The organism is Geodermatophilus sp. URMC 65 (assembly GCF_053502545.1).
In genome coordinates this window covers 2333062-2357696 of the sequence record NZ_CP199954.1, presented here as the reverse complement: position 1 = coordinate 2357696, position 24635 = coordinate 2333062, and the positions used below count along the sequence as shown (strand labels likewise).

The window sequence follows — 24635 nt, the reverse complement described above, 5'->3', positions numbered from 1 at the left end:
GGATGAGAGACTGGTCAGAGTGATCGACCTGCGCCTGGTGCGTGAGCACCCCGACCTCGTCAAGGCCAGCCAGCGAGCCCGCGGGGCCGACGAGTCCCGGGTCGACGAGCTGCTCGCCGCCGACGCCGCCCGCCGCGACGCCGTCAAGCGCGCCGACGACCTGCGCGCCGAGCAGAAGGCGGCCTCGCAGGCGGTGAAGAAGGCGTCCCCGGAGGAGCGGCCGGCGGTCCTCGAGCGGGCCCGCGCGCTCGCCACGGAGGTCAAGGAGGCCGAGGAGGCGCTGCGCGCGGCCGACGCCGCGCTGCGCGAGGCGCACCTGCGCATCCCGAACGTCGTGCACGACGGCGTCCCGCCCGGCGGTGAGGACGACGCGGTGACCCTGCGCACCGTCGGCGAGGTGCCCGCCTACGACTTCCCGGTGCGCGACCACCTGGAGATCGGCGAGGCGCTCGGCGCGATCGACACGGAGCGCGGGGCCAAGGTCTCCGGCGCCCGCTTCTACTTCCTCACCGGGCCGGGCGCGATGCTGGAGTTCGCGCTGGCCCAGCTGGCGATCGGCCAGGCGGTGTCGGCGGGCTTCACCCCCGTCGTCGCCCCGGCGCTGGTGAAGCCCGCGGCCATGGAGGGCACCGGCTTCCTCGGCGAGCACGACGAGGAGGTCTACCGGGTCGAGCGCGACGACCTCTACCTCGTGGGCACCTCCGAGGTCGCGCTGGCCGGGATGCGCAGCAACGAGGTCCTCGACCTCTCCGGTGGGCCGCTGCGCTACGCCGGCTGGTCGTCCTGCTTCCGCCGCGAGGCCGGCTCCTACGGCAAGGACACCCGCGGCATCATCCGCGTGCACTGGTTCGACAAGGTCGAGATGTTCAGCTTCTGCCGGCCCGAGGAGGCCGCCGAGGAGCACCTGCGGCTGCTGGCCTGGGAGGAGCAGTTCCTGCAGGCCCTCGAGCTGCCCTACCGCGTCGTCGACATCGCCGCGGGCGACCTGGGCACCAGCGCCGCCCGCAAGTACGACATCGAGGCCTGGTTCCCGTCGCAGGACACCTACCGCGAGCTGACCAGCACCTCGGACTGCACCACCTTCCAGGCCCGGCGGCTCCACACCCGCTACCGGGACGCCGACGGGAAGAACCAGACCGCGGCCACGCTCAACGGCACGCTGTGCGCGGTGGCCCGCACCATCGCCTGCCTGCTCGAGGTGCACCAGCGCGCCGACGGGTCGGTGCACGTCCCGGAGGCGCTGCGCCCCTGGCTGGGCGGCGTCGAGGCGCTCACCCCCGGCATGACGCTCACGGCGCCGACGCCGGCGCCGGTCGCATGACGGCTGACCGGCCGGGCGTGCTCCCCAGCACCGGCAGGGCCGGTGCCCGAGCGGACGACGTCGTCGAGCTGGGTGACCTGGGTACCTGGCGGCCCAAGCTGGTGGCCAGCGACCTCGACGGCACGCTGCTCACCTCCGACGGGGAGGTCAGCCCGCGCACCCGGGCCGCGCTGGCCGCGTGCTGGGACGCCGGCATCCCGGTGGTCGGGGTGACCGGTCGCGGTCCGCGGCTGTTCGACAGCGTCCGCGCCGCGCTCGACGGGCGGGGCATCGCCGTCCTCGCCCAGGGCGGCTTCGTCGTCGACCTGGAGCGCGACGAGGTGCTGCGCACGGTCGGCCTGCCGCGCGACCAGGCCACCGCGGTCATCGAGCGGATCGAGTCGGTCGCCGGTGAGCTGGTCCTCGCGGTGGAGGACGCCGCCGAGCAGGGCGAGGTGCACTCCCCGCTGCGGGTGCAGCACGGCTTCGACTGGCCCTACCCCGAGCCGGCGCACCTGCTGCCCCGGCACCAGGTGCTGCCGACCGGCGCGGTGCTCAAGGTCTTCCTCCGCTCCCAGACCCTCGGCCAGGACGAGCTGCTCGCCCGCGCCCGCGACGTGGTCGACCCGGCCGAGGCCGAGGTCACCCACGCCGGGCTCGGCTTCATCGAGGTGCTGCCGCCCGGCATCACCAAGGCGACCGGCCTGGCCATCGCGCTCGAGCGCTACGGCGTCGGCTTCGGCGACGTGCTGGTGTTCGGCGACATGCCCAACGACCTGCCCATGATCGAGGCGGTGCGCGACGCCGGCGGCCGGGCGGTCGCGGTGGCCAACGCGCACCCCGCCGTCCGGGCGGCCACACCACTGGTCACCAGCGGGCACGACGTCGACGGCGTCGCCCGGTACCTGGAGGCCCTGCTCGACGGGAGGCGCCCGGGTGTCTGACTGGAAACCGCGACTGATCGCGACCGACATGGACGGCACCCTTCTGCGCGGGAACGACACCGTCAGCGACGCGACGGTGGCCGAGCTGGAGCGCTGGCGCGCCCAGGGCGTGCCGGTCGTGCTGGCGACCGGCCGGCCGCCGCGGTGGATGGTGCGCATCCGGGAGGTGCTCCGGTACGGCACGGCCGTGTGCTGCAACGGCGCCGTCCTGCTGGACCTGGCCGGTTTCGAGGTGCTCGAGGAGGACGCCCTGGAGCCGGAGGTGCTGCAGCAGGTCACCGCGGAGCTGCGCCGGCACCAGCCCGACACCTGGTTCGCCGTCGAGTACGGCCTGGAGTTCCGCCACGAGCCGGTCTACCAGCCGCGGTGGGACGTCGACGCGCCCGGCGTGGCGGTGGCGACGCTGGAGGAGATGGTCGCCGCTCCCGTGGCCAAACTGCTGGCCCGCCACGAGACGCTGCCCCGCGACGAGTTCGTGGCGCTGGTGGAGCGGGTCGTGGGCGACACCGCCACGGTCACCCACTCCTCCACCGACGCCCTGGCCGAGATCTCCGCGCGCGGCGTCACCAAGGCCACCGGCATCGCCAAGGTCGCCGCGAAGCACGGCGTCGGCCCCGAGGACGTCGTCGTCTTCGGCGACATGCCCAACGACATCGCCGCGTTCGACTGGGTGCGCGAGGGCGGCGGCCGGGCGGTGGCCATGGCGCACGCCCACCCGGACCTGCTGGCCGCGGCCACCGACGCCACCGTCACCAACGAGGACGACGGGGTCGCGGCCTTCCTCTCCGCCTTGTAGGCCCCAGTTCCGGGCAAGCCGGGTACGGCACCTGGCCGGGGTGGCGCGGCTGCGGGGGCCGGAGGCTCCCCGGCCGGGACACGGGCAGCGGCTCAGCGCAGGAGGGGTACGGCACGTGGCCGCGGTGTCGACCGGTAGGTCGACGATGTGATCGCCTCACTCGGCGCGGAGCCGGGCCGCTCGCAGGGCCACACCGGCCGCCCGCGGGTCCCCGGCCGGCAGGAGGGCGAGGAGACGGTCGTGGGCGTCGAGGTCGTCCTCGCCCTGGGGGTGCAGCACGAAGGCGTGCAGCAGCCCCACGTCACGGGCGGCCAGCACCGCGGAACGCAGCCCGGCGGTCAGCTCCTCGCGCAGCTGCCGGATCTCGGTGGCGTCCGACCGCGGTAGCAGGGGACCGGCGCACGCCCGCAGCGCGGTGGCCACCTGCCCGGCCCGGAGCGCGCGGCGGGCCGAGCCGAAGTCGCTGTCCACCGCGCCCACGAGCCGGTAGGGCCGCGTGCGCAGCACGTCGGCGCCGATGAGCGTGCGCAGCCTGCGCACCTGGACGCGCACGGTCGTCTGGTTGCCGTCGTCCCCGTAGAGCAGGTAGGCGAGCTGCTCCCCGGTCAGGCCCTCGGGGTGCAGGGCGAGCGCGGTGAGGATCTCCGCCGCGCGCAGCGGCAGGGGGACGGCGCGCCCGTCGAGCACCGCGCTCGGTGCACCGTTGCCCGTGACCCTCAGCGACAGCGCCGACGGGCGCGACGGGCCCGCCGCTGGGGAGGGGCGCTGCGGCACCCGGAGCAGGTAGCCCTCGGCGAGCGGTTCGACCAGCACCTCCCGGCCGTCCGGCAGCAGCACCCGATCGGTTCTCCCATCGAGGTCGACGCGTGCGGGCCACCCGCCGGAGGGGTCGGTGGCGAGCACCCGGCCGGTGGGGGTGACGAGCGCGCCGGCCGCGCCCCGCAGGGAGGCCAGGTGCGGCGTGTTCCGCAGCAGGAAGCGCTGGTCGGCCTCGGCCAGTCGCACCCGCAGCTCGGTCTCCGCCAGCTGCGCGGTGGTCGCCACCAGCTGGGCCAGCGACGGGTGCGTGTTCCGCAGCGGTCCGCTGACGTCGACCGCGCCCAGGACCGCCCCGGTGTCGGGGTCGTGCACGGGCGCGGCCACGCAGGTCCACGAGTGGTAGGTGCGGACCAGGTGCTCGGCGGAGTGGATCTGCACCGGCGCGTCCACCGCCAGCGTGGTGCCCATCGCGTTGGTCCCGATGGCGGCCTCGCTCCAGTTGGTGCCCGGGAAGAGGCCGACCCGGTCGGCCGGGCCGAGCAGTTCGACGGCACCCTCCCGCCAGAGGACGTGGCCCGCGGCGTCGGTGACGAGCACGAGGTGCACCGCGTCCTCGGCGATGCCGACGAGGTTGTTCCGCACCAGGGGCATGACGGCGCCCAGCGGGTGGGCCGCCCGGATGTCGCGCAGCTCGTCGGGGGCGTGCACCACCGGCGGCGTCCGGCGGTCGGGGTCGACGCGGGCCGCGAGGCTGCGCTCCCAGGAGGCGGACACGACCGGGCGCGGCGCCCGGCGGACCGGACCGCTGCCGAGCACGGCGTCGAAGGTCTCGGCGAGCTGCCTGGCGCGGGCGGCGGCATCGGTACCGACGACGTCGGGGCCGGTGCAGGCGAGCCGGTGCCGCACTGAGCGGGTCATGACACCCCCGAGCGTCCTCGCCGGGCGGGCGGCGCCGGCCTGCCGGGGATCATCACCCATGCCCGTCCGGCCAGCAAGGCACGCCGGAGGAGCCGACCTCAGCCCTCCAGCGCGGCGGCGGCCGCCTTCGCGACGGTGACGTCCTGCTCCACCGACCCCGCGCTGACGCCGACGGCGCCCACGATCTCGCCGTCGCGGTACAGCGGCACGCCGCCGCCGAAGGCCACGAGGCCGCCGGCGGTCTGCTCGAGCCCGTAGAGCTCCGCGCCGGGCTGCACCAGCGGGGTGAGGGCCTCCGTCGGGAGGGCCATGAGGATCGAGGTGACCGCCTTGCGGGTGGAGATGTCGATGCTCGCCTTGATCGCCCCGTCCATCCGTCCGAACGCCAGCAGGTGACCGCCGTCGTCGACGACGGCGATGTTCATCGGCTGGCCGATCTCCTCGGCACGGGCGATCCCGGCGTCCAGGACGCGGCGGGCGGAGTCGTACGTCAGCGAGGCACCCATGTCCGGGGAGCAAACCGCACCGGGCCGGACCGGACACCTCTCCGGTTGGGCAGGTCCCGGCCCCTCCGGGTGGAGAGGTCCCGGTCGGGACCGGAGGAGAGCAACGTCGGTGCAACGTGGCGCGTGCCACAGTGGGCCGACGTCGTGACGCCCCACCGAGGAGTGAGCCTGCGATGAGCGCTTCGCCGCCTCCCGAGCTGACCGCTGCGGACTACCCCCTGTCGATCAACCGCCCGGAACTGCTGCGCACGCCCAGCGGCAAGCCGATCACGGCGCTGACCATGGACGCGGTGGTCTCCGGCGAGCTGTCGCCCGAGGACCTGCGGATCACCCCGGAGACCCTGCAGCTGCAGGCACAGCTCGCCGACGCCAGCGGCCGGCCCCAGCTGGCCGCGAACTTCCGCCGGGCCGCCGAGATGACGGCCATCCCCGATGCCGAGGTGCTCGCGATGTACAACGCGCTGCGCCCGCGGGCCTCGACCGGCGCCGCCCTGGAGGAGATGGCCGACCGGCTGGAGCGCACCTACTCGGCGCCGGTCTGCGCGGCCCTGGTCCGCGAGGCCGCCGAGGTCTACGGGCGCCGCGACCTGCTCGCCCGCCCCGTCGCCGACTCCGACCAGTGAGAGAGGGCTCCCGCAGATGACCACCACCGCGCCCCGGCCGACCGGCGCCGCCGCCAAGCAGTCGCTGAGGACCGAGATCCTCGAGGCCCGCCCGGTCAACCTCGACGGGTTCGTCGAGGAGTGGCCCGAGAAGGGCCTCGTCGCCATGGAGAGCGAGTTCGACCCGGCGCCCAGCGTGCGGGTCGAGGGCGGTCGGATCGTCGAGCTCGACGGCAGGTCGCGTGACGCCTTCGACTTCATGGACACCTTCATCGCCAACCACGCGATCGACGTCGCGTCGGCCGAGGCGTCCATGGCCATCCCCTCGGCCCAGATCGCGCGGATGCTCATCGACCCGGGGGTCTCCCGCGACGAGGTGCTCGCGGTGACCCGCGGTCTCACGCCGGCCAAGGTCCTCGACGTCGTCAAGCTGATGAACGTCGTGGAGATCATGCAGGGGATGCAGAAGATGCGTGCCCGGCGCACACCGGCGAACCAGGGGCACTCCACCAGCGCCCGGGACAACCCGATCCAGGTCGCCGCGGACGCCGCCGAGGGAGCCCTGCGCGGGTTCGCCGAGCTGGAGACGACGCTGGGGGTCCTGCGGTACGCCCCCCTGGTGGCCATCGCGTTGCAGGTGGGCGCCCAGGTCGGCCGGGGCGGCGTGCTCACGCAGTGCGCGCTGGAGGAGGCCACCGAACTCGAGCTCGGGATGCGCGGCATCACCGCCTACGCGGAGACCATCTCGATCTACGGCACCGAGTCGGTGTTCGTCGACGGGGACGACACCCCGTGGTCCAAGTCGTTCCTGGCCGCGGCCTACGCCTCACGCGGGATCAAGATGCGCTTCACCTCGGGCACCGGGTCCGAGGTGCAGATGGGCAACGCCGAGGGCAAGTCGATGCTGTACCTGGAGATCCGCTGCATCCTGATGGCCAAGGGGGCCGGGGTGCAGGGGCTGCAGAACGGCTCGATCAGCTGCATCGGCGTGCCCGGGGCGGTACCTGGCGGCCTCCGGGCGGTGGCCGCGGAGAACCTGGTGGCCAGCATGGTCGACCTGGAGTGCGCGTCGGGGAACGACCAGTCGTTCTCGCACTCGGCCATGCGCCGAACGGCGCGGGCGATGCCCCAGATGCTCCCGGGCACCGACTTCGTGTGCTCGGGGTACTCGTCGGTCCCGAACGCCGACAACATGTTCGCCGGGTCGAACTTCGACACCGAGGACTTCGACGACTGGAACACCATCCAGCGGGACTTCCAGGTCGACGGGGGGCTCCGGCACGTCCGCGAGAACGAGATCCTCGCCGCCCGCAACAAGGCGGCCCGCGCGCTGCAGGCGGTCTTCGCCCACCTCGACCTCCCGCCGATCACCGACGACGAGATCGAGGCGGCCACCTACGCCAACTCCTCGAACGACTACCCGCTCCGGGACGTGCTCGCCGACCTCAAGGGCGCGCAGTCCGTGATGGACCGGGAGATCACCGGCCTGGACCTGGTCAAGGGCCTGGAGTCGGCCGGCTTCCACGACGTCGCGGAGAACCTGCTCACCGTCCTGCGCCAGCGGGTGTCCGGTGACCTGCTGCAGACCTCCGCCGTCCTGACCGCGGACTTCACGCCGCTGTCGGCGATCAACGACCCCAACGACTACGCCGGTCCGGGCACCGGGTACCGGCTCCAGGGCGAGCGCTGGGAGCAGCTCAAGAAGCTGCGCCACGTCACGTCGTCGACCAACCCCGAGACCGAGGTGGGCTGAACGATGACCACTCCGACGACGACCGCGCCGCAACGCACGGTCAGCCTCCGGGAGCTGGGCCCCGCGCGGCGCGGCACCCGCCCCGACGAGGTCGTCATCGCGCTGTCCCCGGCCTTCGCCGGGCACTTCACCAAGACGATCGTCGACGTCCCGCACGCCGAGGTCCTCCGCCAGCTGATGGCCGGCGTCGAAGAACAGGGCGTGACGGCTCGGCTGGTGCGGGTGCTCGACACCGCGGACCTGGCGGCCATCTCGCACACCGCGGCGAGGCTGTCCGGGTCGGGGATCTCGGTGGGCGTGCTCTCCCGCGGCACGACGATGATCCACCAGAAGGACCTCCCGCGGCTGAGCAACCTGGAGCTCTTCCCGCAGTCCCCGCTGCTCGACGCCCCGGTGTTCCGGATGATCGGCTCGAACGCCGCGCAGTACGCCAAGGGGGAGTCCCCGCAGCCGGTGCCGACCCGGAACGACCAGATGGCCCGCCCCCGCTGGCAGGCCAAGGCGGCACTGCTGCACCTGAAGGAGTTCGACTGCATCGAGGCGGGCCGGGGTCCGGTGGAGGTCGAGGCGGTCTTCGGTCCGGGCACCACCGGCTGAGGTGGACGCACGCGAGGGCGGTCCGCCGGAGGGGCTGCTCGTCGTCGGCGTCGACATCGGCAACTCGACGACCGAGGCGTGCCTGGCCGTCGTCGCGCCCGACGGCTCGATCACCTACCTGGGCACCGACCTGACCCGGACCACCGGTGTGAAGGGCACCCCGGACAACACCGAGGGCGCCCTCAAGGCGATCCGCGGCGCCCTCGCCAGGGCCGGCCGGAGCGCCGGCCAGGTCGAGACCGTGCTGCTGAACGAGGCGACGCCGGTGATCAGCGGCCTGGCCATGGAGACGATCACCGAGACGATCATCACCGAGTCGACGATGATCGGGCACAACCCCACCACCCCGGGTGGTGAGGGTCTCGGCGTCGGCACCACGCGGTCGATCGGCGAGCTGGGGGAGCAGCAGCCCGGTGAGCCGGTGGTGTGCGTCGTGCCGCACGGGTGGGACTTCGACGACGTCGCGGCGGCGCTGAACGCCGCCGTCGCCGCTGGTGTGGACGTCGTCGCGGCGATCTTGGCCGGGGACGACGCCGTCCTGGTCACCAACCGGCTCGAGCGGCCCATCCCGGTGGTGGACGAGGTCTCCGCCGTGGAGAAGGTCCCGCTGGGCATGCTGGCCGCCGTCGAGGTGGCGGCACCGGGGCGGACCATCCGGACGCTGTCCAACTCCTACGGCCTGGCCACGGTCTTCGGCCTGGACCCCGTCCAGACCCGGCAGGTGTCCCCGGTGGCCCGGGCGCTGACCGGCAATCGCTCGGCGGTGGTCGTGCGCACGCCGACAGGGGACGTCACCGATCGGCGCATCCCGGTCGGCGAGCTGGTGCTGCACGGCGCGGGCAAGACGCTGCGGGTGGACGTCGACGCCGGCGCGGAGGCGATCATGGAGGTCGTCGGCCGGGCGCAGCCCCTCGACGACGCGCGCGGGGAGCCCGGGACCCATGTCGGCGGCATGCTCGCCCAGGTCCGCGACACGATGGCCGACGTCATGGACATCGCCGGCCAGCCGGACGTGCCGGTGTCCGAGATCGCCATCCGTGACGTGCTCGCGGTCGACACGTTCGTCCCGGCCGAGGTGCGCGGCGGGCTGGCCGGGGAGGTGGCCCTGGAGAACGCGGTCGCGCTCGCGGCGATGGTGCGGACCAGCCGCAGCCGGATGCAGCTGGTCGCCGACCTGGTGTCCGAGGGGCTGGGCGCTGCGGCGGAGATCGGCGGGGTCGAGGGCGAGATGGCGGTGGGCGGCGCGCTCACCACGCCCGGTGTCGACCGGCCGATCGCCGTCCTCGACCTGGGCGGCGGCTCGACGGACGCCGCCCTGCTCACCCGCGAGGGCGAGTGCACCGCCGTCCACGTGGCCGGGGCCGGGGAGCTGGTCACCAAGTTGATCGACTCCGAGCTGGCGCTGGGCGACCGAGACGTGGCCGAGGGCGTCAAGTGGTTCCCCCTGGGCAAGGTCGAGAGCTTCTTCCACCTGCGCCACGAGGACGGCACGGTGGAGTTCGTCGATCAGCCGCTCCCGCCGCACGTCTTCGCCCGAGTCGTGGTGCTGACCCCGGACGGTCCCGCTCCGGTCCCCACCCGGCACGGCCTGGACCACGTCCGGCGGGTGCGCCGCGAGGCGAAACGGCGGGTCTTCGTGGTCAACGCCCTGCGCGCACTGCGCCAGGTGGCGCCGGGGGGCAACCTGCGGGCGCTGGAGTTCGTCGTCCTGCTCGGCGGCTCGGCGCTGGACTTCGAGATCCCGGACATGATCGCCGACGCCCTCGCCCCGCACGGGATCGTCTGCGGCACGGGCAACGTGCTCGGCACCGAGGGGCCTCGCAACGCGGTCGCATCGGGTCTGGTCCGCGCCCACGCCGCCCTGGTGGCGGAGGAGGCCCGGTGCCGGAGCAGGTGACGGCGCCGGGGCCGCGGCCGGCCGTGCTGGTGTACCGGCACCCCGGGACCCCGGCGGCGGTGCTGCGGCAGGTCTGCGCCGGCGTCGAGGAGGAGGGCGTGCCCACGGACGTCACGGAGGTCCCCGGCCCGGACGACGCCACCGCCCTGGCCCACGCGGCAGCCGGCGAGTCCCGGCTGGGCGTGGGCATCGGCCTGGACGCGGCCGGTGCCGCCGCCGTGCACCACGGCACGCTGCCCGAGCGGACGCCGGTGGTCGCGATGCCGGCCCGGTCGCTCTCCTCGGACTGGCGACGGGTCGGCCGGATCGCAGCCCGGGTTGTCAAGCACCTGCCGCTGGTCTGACCGCCCGCACACGTCTCGCCCGGGTCGGGTCCCGACGATCAGCTCAGCTGATCATCCCGGTTCCTGGCTCACGACCAGTGGTGAGCCACGAACCGGAACGGTGATCTGAGCTGATCATCGGGCATCGCGTCAGAGGTACTGGCCGCCGGCGTGCGGGTGCGGCCCCGGCGCCGGCTGCGAGCCGCCGGGCAGCGCGCGGCGGCGCATCTCCTCCAGCTGGGCCCGGGCGGCCATCTGCTGGGCGAACAGCGCGGTCTGGATGCCGTGGAAGACGCCCTCCAGCCAGCCGACCAGCTGGGCCTGGGCGATGCGCAGCTCGGCGTCCGACGGGGTCTCGCCCTCGCTGAACGGGAGGGTGATCCGCTCCAGCTCCTCGCGCAGCTCCGGGGCCAGGCCCTGCTCGAGCTCGCGGATCGAGGAGGCGTGGATGTCGCGCAGCCGGTTGCGGCTGGCGTCGTCCAGGGGCGCGGCGCGGACCTCCTCGAGCAGCTGCTTGATCATCGTGCCGATCCGCATGACCTTCGCCGGCTGCTCGACCATGTCACCGATGCTCCCGCCCTCGCCGGCTGAATCGTCGTCCCGCCCACCCAGCGACCCGCCGTCGGGCACGGGCATCGTGCCGACGGGCCGGCCGTCGGGGCCGACCACGACGACCTGCTGAGGGCGTCCACTGCCGTTGTCAGGTGCGGTCATGCCCCCATCCTCCCCGGCGTCGCGGACGCCTGCCGTGGCGGCCCGGGTCGGCTCCGGCCGCAGGGGGCAACGTCTAGGGTCGAAGCCCATGGGACCGGGGGAGGGGCGGCTGGACGTCGCCCGTGTCCGGGGCCTGTTCCCGGGGCTCTCCGACGGTCTGGTGCACGCCGAGGGGTCGGCCGGCGCGCTGCTGCCCGAGAACGTCGTGCTCGCGGTGGCGCAGGCGATGCGGGTGCCGGTGGCCGACCGCGGCGGGGTCTTCCCGGCGTCCGCCCGTGCGGAGGGGCTGGTCGCCAGCGCCCGCACCGCCGTCGCCGACCTGGTCGGCGGGGTGTCCACCGGCGTCGTCCTCGGGCCGGACCCCTCCCGGCTGACCTGGACCGTGGCCCGCGCGCTGGCCCGGACCTGGCGGCCCGGCGACGAGGTGGTGGTCAGCCGGCTCGACCACGACGCCAACGTGCGGCCCTGGGTGGAGCTGGCGGCCCGCGCCGGCGTGGCCGTGCGCTGGGCCGAGGTGGACATCGAGACCGGCGAGCTGCCCGACTGGCAGTACGACGAGCTGCTCGGCCCCCGCACCCGGCTGGTCGCGGTGACGGCGGCCAGCTCCGCGATCGGCACCCGCCCGGACGTCGCGGCGATCGCCCGGCGCGCGCACGCGGTCGGTGCGCTGGTCTACGTCGACGGTACGCACGCCGCCGCGCACGACCTCCTCGACGTCCGTGCGCTGGGGGCCGACTTCCTCACCGTCGCCGCCGACATGTGGTGCGGCCCGCACGTGGGGGCGGTGGTGGCCGACCCGGAGCTGCTGGCGGAGCTGGAGCCCGAGAAGCTGCTGCCGGTGTCCGACCGGGTACCCGACCGGTTCGAGAGCGGCGGGCACGCCTTCGAGCTGCTCGCCGGGGTCACCGCGGCGGTCGAGCACCTGGCCTCGCTGGACGACCTCGCGACCGGCACCCGGCGGGATCGGCTGCGCGCCTCGATGGCCGCGGTGGCCGCCTACGAGCGCGCGCTGTTCGACTGGCTGGACCAGGCGCTGCGCGCGATGCGCCACGTGCAGGTCATCGGCTCGGCCCCGCGCACCACACCGACGCTGTCGCTCACGGTCGCGGGCATGCGCCCGCGGCAGGTGGCCCACGAGCTGTCCCGGCGCGGCATCTGCGCCTGGGACGGCGACCTCTCGGCCCGGGAGCTGTTCGACGCGCTGGGGGCCAACGAGGAGGGCGGCGCCGTCCAGCTGGGGCTGATGCACTACAACACGGCCGAGGAGGTCGGGTACCTCGTCGACGCGGTCGCCGCGCTGCGCCCCCGCTGAAGAAGGGCCCCGAGATCACGCCCCGCCGGTGAGCAGCAGGACCTTCCCGACGTGCTCGCTGGCGTCGACCACGCGGTGCGCCTCGGCGGCCTGGGACATGGGCAGCCGCCGGTCGACGATCGGCCGCACCACGCCACGCTCGACGTCGGGCCACACGTCGTGCCGCACCGCCGCGACGATCTCGGCCTTGCCGCCGGGACCGGTCGCCGGCCGGGCGCGCAACGTCGTGGCGTGCACCGAGGCGCGCTTGCGCATCAGCTTCCCGAGGTCCAGCTCGGCCCTGGTGCCGCCCTGCATCCCGATGCAGACCAGCCGGCCGCCGGTGGCCAGGACGTCGACGTTGCGGGCCAGGTACTTGGCGCCCATGTTGTCCAGGACGACGTCCACGCCGGCCCCGTCGGTCTCCTCCAGCACCCGCTCGACGAAGTCCTCGTCGCGGTAGTTGACGCCCACCTCCGCGCCCAGCTCGCGGCAGACGTCGAGCTTGGCCTGGGTGCCCGCCGTGGTGAACACCCGGGCACCGGCCCGAGCGGCCAGCTGGATGGCCATGGTGCCGATGCCGCTGGACCCGCCGTGCACCAGGAACGTGTCGCCGCGGCGCAGCCCGGCGAGCATGAACACGTTGGACCACACGGTGCACACGACCTCGGGCAGCGCCGCCGCGGTGGCCAGCTCCACCCCGGCGGGGCGGGGGAGCAGCTGCCCGGCCGGGACGGCGACCCGCTCGGCGTAGCCGCCGCCGGAGAGCAGCGCGCACACCTCGTCGCCGACCGACCAGCCGGTCACGCCCTCACCGACCTCGCTGACGACCCCGCTGCACTCCAGGCCGAGGATCTCGCTGGCCCCGGGCGGCGGTGGGTAGGCCCCGGCCCGCTGCAGCAGGTCGGCCCGGTTCACCGCGGTGGCGACGACGTCGACGAGCACCTCGCCGGGCCGCAGCACCGGGTCGGGGACCTCGCCCCACTCGAGCACCTCGGGGCCACCGGATCCGCTGAGGGTCACCGCGCGCATGCCCCGACCTTAGGAGGACCCCGTCCCCGTCACCCTCGCGAGCCCGGGGGTGGTGTCCTGGGAGGGGGCCGCCCCGCCCTCCACCGCTCCCAGGCTCGTGGCGGGAGCTGCGAGGGGGGCCGCGTCCTCCCCACCCCGCACGCCGGGCGGGGCCCGAGACGGGGCCCACCCGGCTCGGGCTCAGGCGGGGCTCCTCCCGGTCTGCCTCGCAGGCCCGGGGAGGCCCGGGAGTGCGCTGCCACGGGCCGCACGCACCCGCGCTCCCGACACCGCGACGCTGCGCGGGCCGTCGCCGGGGACCTCTGCCAGGTCCGCGAGGACCCCGCCCACCGCCCGCCGCGACACCCGCATCCCCTCGGTGTCCCCGGTGCCGGAGAGGGAGGCCGGCTCGTCGCCGTCGGTCAGGTTCACCGGCTGCACGAGCGTCCAGTCCAGCCCGCTGCGGCGGACGATCTGCTCCTGCCGCTCGTGGTCGGCGATCTGGGGGCGCAGCAGGAGGGCGAACACCAGCCGGCTGGACAGCGGCAGCCGGTCGCTGGTCTCCCCGACGCCGTAGGAGGACTGGACGACCAGTCGCCGCACGCCGTGCTCCCGCATGGCGGCGACCACGGTCGCGGTGCCGCGCGAGCGCACGTCCGGCGTGGTCCCCGTGCTGCCGAGCAGCCGAACCCGCAGCGGCGGCTCGCTGATACCCAGCGTCACCACCACCGCGTCCTGCCCACGGACGGCGCGCCCGACGTCCTCCGGCACGGTGGCGTCGCCGTCCACCGCCCGGACCCCGGCACGGCCCCCGAACACCGCACTCGGCCGGCGGGCGAAGGCGGTCACCTCGTGCCCACGGCCGGCGAGCGTCTCCACCGCCGCCCGGCCCGATCCCCCGGTTGCCCCCACGACCAGCACCTTCACGTCCCTGCTCCTCTCGGGAGTGCCGGCCCGCTGACCGGCACCTCCGAGACTGGCGAGCCCGGGCCGCGCGGCCCATGACCGCGCGTCCGGAGCCCGTGCCCGTTCGTCCGGACGGCCTGGACGTCCGGTGCTCCCCCGGCCAGGGTGGGGACGTGGTTCCCGAGGCGGCGCCCGACCGGCCGTGGACGCCGGTCGACCCGGTCGGCGGCGTGCTCGCCGACCTGCGGATCCGGGGCGTCTTCTACTGCCGGGCGGAGGCCACCGCTCCCTGGGGCGTGGCGATGCCCGCCCTCGACGGCTGCATGAGCTTCCACGTCGTCACCGAGGGCAGCTGCGTGCTGGAGGTCGACGGCGTGCGGTCCGTGCTGGGGCCCGGGGACCTGGCGCTGGTGCCGCACGGCCGGGGGCACCTGCTGCGCAGCGACCCGGACGCGCCGATCGCCGGCCGGGCCGACCTGCTGCCCCAGCAGTACCTCGCAGACCACTACTCGGTGCTGAGGCTGGACGGCGGCGGGGCGTCGGCCGGGATGGTGTGCGGCGTCGTCCAGCCCGACCGGCCCGGGGCGGCCCACCTGCTCGACCTGCTGCCGCCGGTCCTGCGCGTCGACGGCCGGGACGCCGCTCGCGCCGGCTGGCTGCCGGTGCTGCTCGGGGTGATCGCCGACGAGGTCCGGCACGACCGGCCCGGGTCCGAGGCGGTGGTCACCCGGCTCGCCGACGTCGTGGTCATCCAGGCCGTGCGCTCCTGGCTCGACACCGCGGCCACCGGGCCGGGCTGGCTGCGCGCACTGCGCGACCCCCAGGTGGGACGGGCGGTGGCGCGGCTGCACCGGGAGCCCGGGGCGGCGTGGACGCTGACCCGCCTGGCTCGGGAGGCGCGGATGTCCCGCTCCTCGTTCGCCGCCCGCTTCACCGAGCTCGCCGGGGAACCGGCCATGCACTACGTCGCCCGCTGGCGGATGCACCTGGCCACCATGGCTCTCGCCGACGGCGCGCGGGTCGGCGAGCTCGCTCGGCACCTGGGCTACGAGTCGGAGGCCGCCTTCTCCCGGGCCTACAAGCGGGTGGTCGGGGTCCCGCCGGTCACGGCGGCGCGGAGGGACCCCGGACGCGCCGAGGCGCCGGCCGCAGCGGATGCGGCCGGCTGAGACCCCTGGCGGCCTCGCCGGCCCCTGCGGGTAGGAGGACCCCCTCCTCCCCACCGCTCGCACGCTCGCGGCGGTGCCCGACAGGGGGCGGGCGGTGGGGAGGAGGGGTCCTCGTTCAGGAGCGGGGCGTCGGCGCCTCGGCGCGGAGGTGGAGGGCCAGCTCGGCGCACAGCTCGGCCATCGCCTGCGGGGCGCTGCGGCAGAAACCGGGGAAGCTGAGGTAGCCGTGCGGCATGCCGACGTACGTCGTCGTCCGCACCGGCACCCCTGCCGCTCGCAGCGCGGCCGCGTAGCGCAGGCCGTCGTCGCGGATCGGGTCGAGTTCGGCCACCTGGACCAGTGCGGGCGGCAGCCCGGAGTGGTCGGTCGCGAACAGCGGCGAGACGTACGGATCGCGGGGGTCCTGCCCGCCCAGGTAGTGGTCCCGGAATGCCACGCAGTCGGCCTTGGTCAGCACCGGCGCGTCCGCGTTCTCGTCGATCGACGGGCTGGACAAGGTGAGGTCGGTGGCCGGGTAGACCAGTCCCTGGAAGGCGATCCGGGGCCCGTTGCGGTCCCGCGCCATCAGCGCGACGACGGCGGCGAGGTTGCCGCCGGCGCTGTCGCCCATCACCGCCACACGGTCGGGGTCGGCGCCGAGCTCCGCCGCGCGGGCCACCACGTCGCACAGCGCGGCGTAGCAGTCCTCGGGGCCGGCCGGCCAGCGATGGGTGGGCGCGAGCCGGTAGTCCACGGACACCACGACCGCCCCCACCGCGGCCGCGACGCTGCTGCAGTGCCAGTCGACCCCGTCGAGGTCGCCGAGCACCCAGCCGCCGCCGTGGAAGTCGACCACGAGCGGCAGCGGACCCTCCGCGCCCGCCGGTCGGTGCACCCGCGCCGGCAGGTGCCCGACCTGGCCCGCCACCTCGATCTCCTCCTGCTCGGTGCCGGGCGTCACCCCGCCGAACACGACGTCGACCACGCGGTTGTGGCCCGGGTGCCGCGCCTGCGCCCTCGCGATCCCCTGGGCGTCCAGGCGGGTGATCGAGAAGCGCCGGGACAGCAGTCCCAGCAGCCGCACCCGCAGGTCCATCCGTGCCATCGGCCGGCCCTGCCTCGTCCCCACCGTCCTCAGCCCGCCGCGCGGAGGTCCTTGCGCAGGATCTTGCCGGCCGCGGACTTCGGCACCGCCTCGATGAACTCGACGATGCGGATCTTCTTGTGCGGCGCCACCTTGCCGGCCATGTACTCGATGACCGCGTCCTGCGTCAGCGTCGAGCCGGGGGACCGGACGACGAACGCCTTGGGCAGCTCCTCGCCGCTCTCCTCGTCCGGGACGCCGATGACCGCGGCGTCGGCGATCTCCGGGTGGCTGATCAGCACGGCCTCGAGCTCGGCCGGGGCGACCTGGTAGCCCTTGTACTTGATCAGCTCCTTGACCCGGTCGACGACGGTGTAGCAGCCGTTCTCGTCGACGATCGCGACGTCCCCGGTGTGCAGCCAGCCGTCGGCGTCGATCGTCTCCGCCGTCGCCTCGGGGTTGTTCAGGTAGCCCTTCATGACGTTCGGGCCGCGCACCCACAGCTCGCCGCGCTCGCCGGTGGCGGCGTCCTGGCCGGTGGCGGGGTCGACCAGCCGGCACTCGGAGTTCGGGACGGCGAAGCCGACCGAGCCCTTGGGGACCGACCCCGCGGGCACGCCCGGCGGCTCGGCGCCGAGGTCGGGGGTGGTGTGCGAGACCGGCGACAGCTCGGTCATCCCGTAGCCCTGCGCCACCGTGACGCCGGTGTCGGCGCCCCTGCGCAGCCGCTGCTCGGCGGCGAGCGCCAGCTGTTCGTCGAGGGGGGCGGCACCGGAGGTGACCGAGGTCAGCGAGGAGAGGTCGTACTGGTCGACCAGCGGGTGCTTGGCCAGCGCCAGCAGGATGGGCGGCGCCACGAAGGCCCGGGTGATCTCGTGCTCCTGGATGGTGCGCAGGAAGTCCTCGAGGTCGAAGCGCGGCAGCGTCACGACCGCGCCACCCCAGGCCAGCCCCTGGTTCATCAGCACGGTGAGCCCGTAGATGTGGAAGAACGGCAGGACGGCGATGATCCGCTCGTCCGCGCCGAGCCGGATCAGCGGACGGCACTGCGTCACGTTGGCCACCAGGTTGCGGTGGGTGAGCATGACGCCCTTGGGCAGGCCCGTGGTGCCGCTGGAGTAGGGCAGCGTGACCAGGTCGTTGGCCGGGTCGATGTCGACCTGGACCGACGGCGCGTCGGTGGAGAGCAGGTCGACCAGGGAGGCGTGGCCCTCGGCGCCGTCCATGACGACGACCTCGCCGACCGGGGACTCGGCCACCGCCGCCAGCGCCCGGTCGAGGAACGGCGAGACGGTGATGAGGATCTTCGCGCCCGAGTCGCGCAGCTGGAACGCGATCTCGTCGGGCGTGTACAGCGAGTTGACCGGCGACATGACGCAGCCGGCGGCCGCGATGCCGTGGAAGACCACCGGGTACCAGGGCGTGTTCGGGCAGAACATCGCGACGACGTCGCCCTTGCGCAGGCCGCGGGCGTGCAGCGCCGCCGCGACGCGGTCGACGTAGGCGGCCAGCTGGCCGTGGGTGATGACGTCGCCCTTGAGACCGTCGATGAGCGCGGGCGCGTCGGGCTTCTCCCGGCCGGCGGCGAGGACGAACTCGGGGACGGAGACGTCGGGGATCTCGACGTCGGGGAAACGGCTGGCCAGCGCCACGGGTGCAGCTCCTTCGCACATCGGTGTGGCGTCAGTCTCACATCCGCCGTGGCCGCGGCCACAGGGGGGTTACCGGTGAGTACCCGGACGGGTGGTCAGCGCGGCCCCACTGCAGGGGCCCGCCGCGAGCGTGCGAGTGGTGGGGAGCGGTGGGGCCCTTCCTCAGCGTGGCCAGAGCACCGACTGGGTGCACCGGAACAGCGCGATCGTCTTCCCGGTCCCGTCCGCGGTGACCACGGCGTCCCACACCTGCGTCGTCCGCCCGGCGTGCGCGTTGGTCGCCACGGTGGTCACCCGGCCCTCGCGCAGGGTGCCGAGGAAGTTGCTCTTCAGCTCGATGGTGGTGAAGCCGGCCGCCCCCTCCGGGAGCAGCGCCCGGGTGGCCAGCCCGCAGGCGGTGTCGGCCAGCCCGACCACGGTGGCGGCGTGCAGGTAGCCGTTGGGTGCCAGCAGGTCCGGGCGGACGTCGAGCGCGGCCTCCAGCCGGCCGGGCTCGTGCGCGGTGATCGTCAGCCCCAGCAGGCCCGGGAAGGTGCCCGGCAGCAGCGCGTTGAGCTCGTCGGCGGTGTGGAACCCGGTGGCGGCCATGAGCAGCAACGTAGTGACGGGCGAGGGCGTGGCCGCGAGGAGTGGGGCTCGGAGGGTCCCCGACGAGTGGCCGGGTGGGCTCAGCTCAGGTCGGGGATGGCACGTGGCCGCAGTGCGGTCCGGAGGACCGCAGTGACTACGCCAGGCCGCGGGTGGTGCGCGCGGGCGGGCGGTCGCCACGGATGGCGGCCACCATGTCCAGCGTCTGGCGGGTCGCCGCGACGTCGTGCGCGCGGAACACCGTCGCACCGAGCCAGGCGCTCACCGCGGTCGCCGCCAGCGTGCCGGTCAGCCGCTGCTCCAGCGGGACGTCGAGGGTCTCGCCGACGAAGTCCTTGTTCGACAGCGCCACCAGCACCGGCCACCCCGTGGCGACCAGCTCGTCGAGCCGCCGGGTCGCCTCCAGCGAGTGCCGGGTGTTCTTGCCGAAGTCGTGCCCCGGGTCGACCAGCACCCGGTCGCGGTCCACGCCCGCCGCGACCGCAGCCTCGGCCAGCGCCGTCGTGCGGGTCACCACGTCGGCCACGACGTCGTCGTAGGTCACCCGGTGCGGGCGGGTGCGCGGCGGCAGGCCGCCGGCGTGCGTGCAGACGAGCCCGGCGCCGGCCTGGGCCGCCACCTCCGCGAGTTCCGGCTCGACGCCGCCCCACGCGTCGTTGACGACGTCGGCCCCGGCGGCCAGCACCTCGCGTGCCACCTCCGCCCGCCAGGTGTCGATGGAGATCGGCAGGGTCGGGTGTGCGGCGCGGATGGCGGCGACCAGGTCGACCGTCCGGCGGATCTCCTCGGCGGCGTCGACCTCCTCGCCGGGTGCGGCCTTGACGCCGCCGACGTCCACCATGTCCGCGCCCTCGGCGACGACCCGGTCGACGCGCTCGACGGCGGCGGCGAGCGCGTAGGTCGCGCCGCGGTCGTAGAACGAGTCCGGGGTGCGGTTGACGATGGCCATCACGACGAAGGCGCCGTCCGGCACGGACAGGGCACCGAGCCGCAGCAACCCCGCTCCCCTCGCCGTCGCGCTGTGTGGTGGAGTCAGCAAACCAGACCCGCGGAGCAGGAGGAGGCGCTCATGGCGCAGACCACGGTGGAGGGCATCGACGGCGTGCTGGCGAAGGTCGGCCAGCACCTCGGGCACAGCGATTGGCTCGAGATCACCCAGGAGCAGGTCAACCAGTTCGCCGAGGCCACCCACGACCACCAGTGGATCCACGTCGACGTCGAACGGGCGAAGAAGGAGAGCCCCTTCGGCGGCCCCATCGCCCACGGCTACCTGACGCTGTCGCTGGTCTCGGCGCTGTCCGCGCAGATCATCGAGGCGAAGGGCTTCCGGATGGGCGTCAACTACGGCGCCGACAAGATCCGGTTCATGTCCCCCGTGCCGGTCGGCGCCCGCATCCGGGCCTCGGCGACCCTCGACGAGGCCAAGCAGTTCGAGGGCGGCGTGCAGATGACCCTGGGCATCACGATGGAGATCGAGAACCAGCCCAAGCCGGCGATGGTCGCTGCGATCCTCTTCCGCCGCTACCTCTAGGGCGTCGTCCCACGCAGTGATCAGCTGACCTGATCGTCGCCGGTCCTGGCTCACCACCGGTGGTGAGCCAGGACCCGGGACCGTGATCCCAGCTGATCATCGGGCGGCCCGTCCCGGGTCCCGCCACGAGCCTGCGAGTGGTGGGGAGCAGGAGGTCCCTGCTCAGTCGACCAGGGCCTGGTTGACGAGCTGGCGGAGGTGGTTGCGGATCGGCAGCGTGCTCGACGGCAGCAGCTGGGTGTAGAAGCCGACGGTCACGTCCTCCACCGGGTCCACGTAGAAGGCAGTGGACGCCGCCCCGCCCCAGCTGTAGTCGCCGAGGCTGGACAGCACGCCGTAGCGCACCGGGTCGATCACCATCGAGAAGCCCAGCCCGAAGCCCACCCCGCGCAGCGGCGTCTCGGCGAACAGCGGCCGTCCGAAGGTCTCCAGGTCCTGGTTGCCCGGCAGGTGGTTGCGGGTCATCAGCGCGATCGTGCGCGAGCCCAGCAGCCGGCCGCCGTCGTAGGAGCCGCTGCGGCGCAGCAGCTCGACGAAGCGCAGGTAGTCCGCGGCGGTGGAGACCAGCCCGCCGCCACCGGAGAGGAACACCGGCTTGGAGAGCGCGGTCGCGCCCATCGCGTCGTACGGGGCGAACCCGGTCGGGGCGCCGCCGGGCTGCCCCGGGACGGCGGCGTAGAGCCGGGCCAGCGACTCGGGGTCGTCGCCTTCGCGCAGGCCGAAGGAGGTGTCGGTCATCCCGAGCGGGGCGAAGATGCGCTGCTCGAAGAACTCGTCGAGCGGCTGGCCGGAGACGACCTCGACCAGCCGGCCCAGGACGTCGGTGGAGACGCCGTAGTTCCACTCCGACCCGGGCTGGAAGACCAGCGGGATCGCCGCCCACTGGCGGCAGACCTCGGCGGAGTCCGCGCCGGCGGGGGTGCCCCACTCGTGCCCGGCGGCCCGGTACATCGCGTCGACCGGGTGGGCGTGGTGGAAGCCGTAGGTGAGCCCGGAGGTGTGCGTGAGCAGGTGCCGGACCCGGATCGGCTCCATCTGTGGCTGGGTGACCGGCTTCTGGGCGGAGCCCGCGACGTAGACGCGGGTCCCGGCGAACTCGGGCAGCCAGCGGGAGATCGGGTCGGAGAGCTCGAAGGCGCCCTCCTCGTACAGCATCATCGCCGCGACCGAGGTGACCGGCTTGGTCATCGAGTAGATGCGCCAGCGGGTGTCCCGCTCGACGGGCAGGCCGGCCTCGACGTCGCGGTACCCGGCCGAGCTGACGTGCACCAGGCGTCCGTGGCGGGCCACGGTCACCAGGTAGCCGGGCAGCTGACCGTCGTCCACCCAGCGGGCCAGCCGCCGGTCCAGCCGGGCCAGCCGATGGGCGTCGAAGCCGACCTCGGTCGGGTCGGTGTCCACCTCGAGTGCCGTCACGGGTCCTCCGTCCCTCGTGCCGCCCGCCGTCGGACGGCGACTGCCCGGCATCCTCACCCACGCGGTCGTGGGCCCGGTCACAGGGGCAGCCGCCGTCCCGACGGCGGAGGACGGCCCCCTTGCAGGGTCCCGCCGCGAGCGTGCGAGCGGTGAGGGGGCAAGGGGGTCCTTGCTCAGACGGGGACGTTGCTCGCCGCCTTCTTCAGGTTCGAGCCGGCGGTGACCTTGACCGTGTTGGCAGCGGGGATGTCGATCGACTCGCCGGTCTGCGGGTTGCGGCCGGTGCGCGCGGAACGCTGGGTGCGCTCGACGGTCAGCAGGCCGGAGACGGCGACCTTCTCGCCGCGGGTGATCGCGTCGACGAGCTCGTCCTGGAGCCCGGCGAGCACCGAGTCCACGGTCGAGGTGGGCACGTCGGCCCGCTTGGCGATGGCGGAGACGAGTTCGGCCTTGTTCACGGGGTTCCTTCCGTGTCGGTGACAGAGCGTGCCGGACGACGCCGGATGGCGAGGTCGGACCGCAGGCACGGTGCCATGCCCCCCTGACAGCCCGCCACCGAGGGGGTCGAACGGGTCCCTCGCGTCCCACCGGTCCCTCGCGGTGGACCGGGTCGCGCGCGCCGCCCCGACGGCCGCCGACCCAGCGCCTGTCTACGGTCCGGGCATGCCAGTGATCCCCGGGACCGACCTCACCGTCAGCGACCTCTGCCTGGGCGGCAACGTGTTCGGCTGGACGGCGGACGGGCCGACGTCCTTCGCCCTGCTGGACCGGTTCACCGACGCGACGGTGAGCACCCTGTCGCCGTTCGTCGACACCGCCGAGTCCTACGGCCGCGGCGCCTCGGAGCAGATCCTGGGCAACTGGATGGCCGAGCGCGGCCTGCGCGACCGCATGGTGGTGGCGACCAAGGCCTCGCGGCTGGACAAGGAGCACCCGCTGTCGGCCGCGGAGATCCGGACGGCGGTCGAGGGCTCGCTGCGCCGGCTGCAGACCGATCGGATCGACCTCTACTACGCGCACCACGACGACGAGAGCACACCGCTGGAGGAGACGCTGCGCGCGTTCGACGAGCTGGTCCAGGCGGGCAAGGTCCGCTGCGTCGCGGCGTCGAACTACTCGCCGGAGCGGCTGACCGAGGCGCTGGAGACCTCCGAGCGGCTGGGGTCGACCCGGTACGTGGCGCTGCAGCCGCACTACAACCTCATGGAACGGGCGGCGTACGAGGACGGGCTGCGCGACGTCGTGGCCGCCCACGACCTGGGCGTGCTGCCCTACTACGCGCTGGCCAAGGGCTTCCTGACCGGGAAGTACCGGACCGGCGGGCAGGTCGACTCGCCGCGGGCGGAGGGCGCCTCGGCCTACGTGGGGGACCGGGGCGACCGGGTGCTGGCCGCGCTGCAGCAGGTGGCCGACGGGCACGGGGTGACGGTCGCGGCGGTGGCGCTGCGCTGGCTGGCCGACCGGCCCACCGTCGTCTCGCCGATCGCCAGCGGCCGCTCGGTGGAGCAGCTGGCCGACCTGCTGCCCATGCAGGACCTCGTGCTCACCGAGGAGGAGACGCAGGCGCTGGACGCCGCCAGCGCCTGAAGCGGCCGCCCTGCAGGGCCCCGCCGCCGGCCCCGTCCAGGGGCCCGCCCCGAGCCTGCGAGGGGTGGGGAGGACGGGATCCTCCTCCGGTGGGGGCAGGGGGGCCTTCCTCAACGGCGGGTGACCGCCGCGGCGAGGTCCTCGATGCGCAGCAGGCCCACGACCGCCCCGGTGGCGTCGGTGCAGACCACCGGGTCGAAGCGCTGCGCCGGCGGCCGCGTCACCGCCCGCTGCAGCGTCGCGGCGACGTCGTCCGTGAGGTGGGCCTGGAGCGACACCGGCGCCAGGTGCGGCTCCCCGGTGCGCGGACAGGCCAGCCACAGCGCGACCGGCTCCCCCCGCCCGCCCACCAGCACCGCCGGAGGGACGACGGGCGGCGGCTGACCGACGTCGCACTGGCGCACCGGGCGCACGAGCGCGGCGAGCCCCGCAGGGACCCGGGCGCGGGCGGTGGAGGTGCGGACCAGCGCGGCGACCTCCGGGGCCAGCGGGGCGGGCTCCGGCGTCGGCCGGCCGAGCAGCCAGCCCTGCGCGAGCGGGACGCCGAGCCGGGCCAGCACGGCGAGCTCCCCGGCCGTCTCGACGCCCCCGGCGACGAGGCGGGCACCGATCCGGCCGGCGAGGTCGCGCACGACCTCGGTGAGCGCGGTGCGGACCGGGTCGCCGTCGGCGCCGGTCACCAGGGTCCGGTCGAGGCCGACGAGCTCCGGGCGGACGGCGGCCACGTGCGGCAGACCCGAGGCGGCGTCGTCCACCGCGACGAGGGCCCGGCGGGCGCGCAGAGCGTCGGTCTGCCGGCGCAGCGCGTCGAGGTCGTCGACCGGCGTGTGCCCGGCGAGTTGGACGACGACGCGGGACAGGTCCGACCGGGTGGCGAGGGCCTCCCGGACCGGGGCGCTGCCGAGCAGGTGCGGGCTGACGGGGACGGTGAGGGACGTGCCGTCGGGCAGCAGCGGGACGGCGGCCAGCGCCTTGGTGACCGCCAGCGCCTCGAGCTCGGCGGCCAGGCCGCAGTCGGCGGCGGCCGCGTACCAGACGTCGGGCCCGGCGGTCCCCGGGAAGCGGGAGAGCGCCTCGTAGCCCACGATCCGCGCGGTGGCGAGGTCGACGACCGGCTGGAACACCAGCGTGAGGTCGTCGGGGTCGGCCAGCAGCGGACGGCAGTCCGGCAGCCGGCTGGTGAGGATCGCCGTCACGGTCACCCCATCGGCGCCGGCGCTGCCGGGCTCCACCCGGGACCCGGCCCACCTCACCCGACGGGGTGGACGACGGGGGGTGACACGTGCGGGGGACGTTCGGGGGTCGCGGGGAC

At 74.6% G+C, this 24635-nt stretch carries 24 protein-coding genes; 12 read left to right on the top strand and 12 right to left on the bottom strand.

Annotation, left to right across the window (positions count from 1 at the left end):
- Window positions 1-19: 19 nt before the first annotated feature.
- Genes serS through ACWIX7_RS11460 form a run of 3 tightly spaced genes read left to right on the top strand, consistent with a single transcriptional unit; the run spans window position 20 to window position 3040 of the window.
- Window positions 20-1321: a serine--tRNA ligase gene (serS, locus tag ACWIX7_RS11470; RefSeq protein ID WP_448621660.1), complete on the top strand. Its 1302-nt coding sequence runs from the start codon at window positions 20-22 to the stop codon at window positions 1319-1321.
- The gene (locus ACWIX7_RS11465) at window positions 1318-2244 is read left to right on the top strand and encodes an HAD family hydrolase (protein ID WP_448621659.1); all 927 of its coding nucleotides are present in this window, start codon (window positions 1318-1320) and stop codon (window positions 2242-2244) included. The genes serS and ACWIX7_RS11465 overlap by 4 nt, the downstream gene beginning before the upstream one ends.
- Window positions 2237-3040 carry a Cof-type HAD-IIB family hydrolase gene (locus ACWIX7_RS11460; RefSeq protein ID WP_448621658.1) on the top strand — a complete coding sequence of 268 codons (804 nt, stop codon included), beginning with the start codon at window positions 2237-2239 and terminating at the stop codon, window positions 3038-3040. The genes ACWIX7_RS11465 and ACWIX7_RS11460 overlap by 8 nt, the downstream gene beginning before the upstream one ends.
- Window positions 3041-3196: 156 nt before the next feature.
- Here ACWIX7_RS11460 and ACWIX7_RS11455 read toward each other — a convergent pair whose 3' ends face one another.
- Both ACWIX7_RS11455 and ACWIX7_RS11450 read right to left on the bottom strand, forming a co-directional pair.
- The gene (locus ACWIX7_RS11455; RefSeq protein ID WP_448621657.1) at window positions 3197-4717 is read right to left on the bottom strand and encodes a GAF domain-containing protein; all 1521 of its coding nucleotides are present in this window, start codon (window positions 4715-4717) and stop codon (window positions 3197-3199) included.
- Between the two features lie 98 nt (window positions 4718-4815).
- A complete protein-coding gene (locus tag ACWIX7_RS11450) occupies window positions 4816-5223 on the bottom strand; it encodes a GlcG/HbpS family heme-binding protein (RefSeq protein ID WP_091223093.1) in 408 nt (135 codons plus the stop codon).
- Window positions 5224-5396: 173 nt separating this feature from the next.
- On the opposite strand from ACWIX7_RS11450, the gene ACWIX7_RS11445 reads away from it, so the two are divergent.
- From ACWIX7_RS11445 to ACWIX7_RS11425, 5 genes are read left to right on the top strand one after another with little or no spacing between them, the layout of a single operon-like run.
- Entirely contained in the window at window positions 5397-5846 is a 450-nt protein-coding gene (locus ACWIX7_RS11445; RefSeq protein ID WP_448621656.1) for a diol dehydratase small subunit, read from the top strand.
- Between the two features lie 16 nt (window positions 5847-5862).
- Complete coding sequence (locus ACWIX7_RS11440) at window positions 5863-7578, top strand: propanediol/glycerol family dehydratase large subunit (protein WP_448621655.1); 1716 nt, start codon at window positions 5863-5865, stop codon at window positions 7576-7578.
- Window positions 7579-7581: 3 nt separating this feature from the next.
- The gene (locus tag ACWIX7_RS11435; protein ID WP_448621654.1) at window positions 7582-8175 is read left to right on the top strand and encodes a propanediol/glycerol family dehydratase medium subunit; all 594 of its coding nucleotides are present in this window, start codon (window positions 7582-7584) and stop codon (window positions 8173-8175) included.
- 1 nt (window position 8176) lies between these two features.
- On the top strand, window positions 8177-10072 hold the full coding sequence (locus ACWIX7_RS11430; RefSeq protein ID WP_448621653.1) for a diol dehydratase reactivase subunit alpha: 1896 nt from the start codon (window positions 8177-8179) through the stop codon (window positions 10070-10072).
- Window positions 10057-10416 carry a glycerol dehydratase reactivase beta/small subunit family protein gene (locus ACWIX7_RS11425; RefSeq protein WP_448621652.1) on the top strand — a complete coding sequence of 120 codons (360 nt, stop codon included), beginning with the start codon at window positions 10057-10059 and terminating at the stop codon, window positions 10414-10416. The genes ACWIX7_RS11430 and ACWIX7_RS11425 overlap by 16 nt, the downstream gene beginning before the upstream one ends.
- A gap of 129 nt (window positions 10417-10545) precedes the next feature.
- Here the strand turns inward: ACWIX7_RS11425 and ACWIX7_RS11420 are convergent, their stop codons facing one another.
- On the bottom strand, window positions 10546-11109 hold the full coding sequence (locus ACWIX7_RS11420) for a bacterial proteasome activator family protein (RefSeq protein ID WP_448621651.1): 564 nt from the start codon (window positions 11107-11109) through the stop codon (window positions 10546-10548).
- A gap of 88 nt (window positions 11110-11197) precedes the next feature.
- Here ACWIX7_RS11420 and ACWIX7_RS11415 point away from each other — a divergent pair, with 88 nt between their 5' ends.
- Window positions 11198-12421 (top strand): cysteine desulfurase-like protein, encoded by a 1224-nt coding sequence (locus tag ACWIX7_RS11415; protein WP_448621650.1) that lies wholly within the window; start codon window positions 11198-11200, stop codon window positions 12419-12421.
- A gap of 15 nt (window positions 12422-12436) precedes the next feature.
- On the opposite strand, the gene ACWIX7_RS11410 is transcribed toward ACWIX7_RS11415, so the two are convergent.
- Together ACWIX7_RS11410 and ACWIX7_RS11405 are read right to left on the bottom strand one after the other, a co-directional pair.
- Complete coding sequence (locus tag ACWIX7_RS11410) at window positions 12437-13432, bottom strand: NAD(P)H-quinone oxidoreductase (RefSeq protein ID WP_448621649.1); 996 nt, start codon at window positions 13430-13432, stop codon at window positions 12437-12439.
- A 180-nt stretch (window positions 13433-13612) separates the two neighbouring features.
- Window positions 13613-14338 (bottom strand): NAD(P)-dependent oxidoreductase, encoded by a 726-nt coding sequence (locus tag ACWIX7_RS11405; protein WP_448621648.1) that lies wholly within the window; start codon window positions 14336-14338, stop codon window positions 13613-13615.
- Between the two features lie 95 nt (window positions 14339-14433).
- Here ACWIX7_RS11405 and ACWIX7_RS11400 point away from each other — a divergent pair, with 95 nt between their 5' ends.
- Window positions 14434-15486 carry an AraC family transcriptional regulator gene (locus tag ACWIX7_RS11400; RefSeq protein WP_448621647.1) on the top strand — a complete coding sequence of 351 codons (1053 nt, stop codon included), beginning with the start codon at window positions 14434-14436 and terminating at the stop codon, window positions 15484-15486.
- Between the two features lie 115 nt (window positions 15487-15601).
- Here ACWIX7_RS11400 and ACWIX7_RS11395 read toward each other — a convergent pair whose 3' ends face one another.
- From ACWIX7_RS11395 to folP, 4 genes are all read right to left on the bottom strand, one after another.
- Window positions 15602-16570 carry an alpha/beta hydrolase gene (locus ACWIX7_RS11395; RefSeq protein ID WP_448621646.1) on the bottom strand — a complete coding sequence of 323 codons (969 nt, stop codon included), beginning with the start codon at window positions 16568-16570 and terminating at the stop codon, window positions 15602-15604.
- 29 nt (window positions 16571-16599) lie between these two features.
- Window positions 16600-18201 carry a 4-coumarate--CoA ligase family protein gene (locus ACWIX7_RS11390; RefSeq protein ID WP_448621645.1) on the bottom strand — a complete coding sequence of 534 codons (1602 nt, stop codon included), beginning with the start codon at window positions 18199-18201 and terminating at the stop codon, window positions 16600-16602.
- 162 nt (window positions 18202-18363) lie between these two features.
- Window positions 18364-18789 (bottom strand): PaaI family thioesterase, encoded by a 426-nt coding sequence (locus ACWIX7_RS11385; protein WP_448621644.1) that lies wholly within the window; start codon window positions 18787-18789, stop codon window positions 18364-18366.
- A gap of 136 nt (window positions 18790-18925) precedes the next feature.
- Window positions 18926-19786 (bottom strand): dihydropteroate synthase, encoded by an 861-nt coding sequence (gene folP, locus ACWIX7_RS11380; protein WP_448621643.1) that lies wholly within the window; start codon window positions 19784-19786, stop codon window positions 18926-18928.
- A gap of 72 nt (window positions 19787-19858) precedes the next feature.
- On the opposite strand from folP, the gene ACWIX7_RS11375 reads away from it, so the two are divergent.
- Window positions 19859-20320, top strand: a complete 462-nt coding sequence (locus ACWIX7_RS11375; protein ID WP_448621642.1) for a MaoC family dehydratase — start codon at window positions 19859-19861, stop codon at window positions 20318-20320.
- A 162-nt stretch (window positions 20321-20482) separates the two neighbouring features.
- Here the strand turns inward: ACWIX7_RS11375 and ACWIX7_RS11370 are convergent, their stop codons facing one another.
- Entirely contained in the window at window positions 20483-21736 is a 1254-nt protein-coding gene (locus ACWIX7_RS11370) for a serine hydrolase domain-containing protein (protein WP_448621641.1), read from the bottom strand.
- A gap of 173 nt (window positions 21737-21909) precedes the next feature.
- Window positions 21910-22194, bottom strand: a complete 285-nt coding sequence (locus ACWIX7_RS11365) for an HU family DNA-binding protein (protein WP_091223132.1) — start codon at window positions 22192-22194, stop codon at window positions 21910-21912.
- Between the two features lie 205 nt (window positions 22195-22399).
- Between ACWIX7_RS11365 and ACWIX7_RS11360 the strand changes: the two genes are divergently transcribed.
- A complete protein-coding gene (locus ACWIX7_RS11360) occupies window positions 22400-23323 on the top strand; it encodes an aldo/keto reductase (RefSeq protein WP_448621640.1) in 924 nt (307 codons plus the stop codon).
- A 110-nt stretch (window positions 23324-23433) separates the two neighbouring features.
- Here the strand turns inward: ACWIX7_RS11360 and ACWIX7_RS11355 are convergent, their stop codons facing one another.
- On the bottom strand, window positions 23434-24555 hold the full coding sequence (locus ACWIX7_RS11355) for an EAL domain-containing protein (protein ID WP_448621639.1): 1122 nt from the start codon (window positions 24553-24555) through the stop codon (window positions 23434-23436).
- Between the last annotated feature and the right edge of the window lie 80 nt (window positions 24556-24635).

What these genes read in the sequence shown, in the direction of transcription:
- ACWIX7_RS11420 (WP_448621651.1), bottom strand. Translation starts at nt 11,109, where the DNA reads ATGACCGCACCTGACAACGGCAGTGGACGCCCTCAGCAGGTCGTCGTG.
- ACWIX7_RS11440 (WP_448621655.1), top strand. Translation starts at nt 5,863, where the DNA reads ATGACCACCACCGCGCCCCGGCCGACCGGCGCCGCCGCCAAGCAGTCG.
- ACWIX7_RS11450 (WP_091223093.1), bottom strand. Translation starts at nt 5,223, where the DNA reads ATGGGTGCCTCGCTGACGTACGACTCCGCCCGCCGCGTCCTGGACGCC.
- ACWIX7_RS11465 (WP_448621659.1), top strand. Translation starts at nt 1,318, where the DNA reads ATGACGGCTGACCGGCCGGGCGTGCTCCCCAGCACCGGCAGGGCCGGT.
- ACWIX7_RS11385 (WP_448621644.1), bottom strand. Translation starts at nt 18,789, where the DNA reads ATGGCCGCCACCGGGTTCCACACCGCCGACGAGCTCAACGCGCTGCTG.
- ACWIX7_RS11455 (WP_448621657.1), bottom strand. Translation starts at nt 4,717, where the DNA reads ATGACCCGCTCAGTGCGGCACCGGCTCGCCTGCACCGGCCCCGACGTC.
- ACWIX7_RS11435 (WP_448621654.1), top strand. Translation starts at nt 7,582, where the DNA reads ATGACCACTCCGACGACGACCGCGCCGCAACGCACGGTCAGCCTCCGG.
- ACWIX7_RS11375 (WP_448621642.1), top strand. Translation starts at nt 19,859, where the DNA reads ATGGCGCAGACCACGGTGGAGGGCATCGACGGCGTGCTGGCGAAGGTC.
- ACWIX7_RS11415 (WP_448621650.1), top strand. Translation starts at nt 11,198, where the DNA reads ATGGGACCGGGGGAGGGGCGGCTGGACGTCGCCCGTGTCCGGGGCCTG.
- ACWIX7_RS11410 (WP_448621649.1), bottom strand. Translation starts at nt 13,432, where the DNA reads ATGCGCGCGGTGACCCTCAGCGGATCCGGTGGCCCCGAGGTGCTCGAG.
- ACWIX7_RS11360 (WP_448621640.1), top strand. Translation starts at nt 22,400, where the DNA reads ATGCCAGTGATCCCCGGGACCGACCTCACCGTCAGCGACCTCTGCCTG.
- ACWIX7_RS11395 (WP_448621646.1), bottom strand. Translation starts at nt 16,570, where the DNA reads ATGGCACGGATGGACCTGCGGGTGCGGCTGCTGGGACTGCTGTCCCGG.
- ACWIX7_RS11445 (WP_448621656.1), top strand. Translation starts at nt 5,397, where the DNA reads ATGAGCGCTTCGCCGCCTCCCGAGCTGACCGCTGCGGACTACCCCCTG.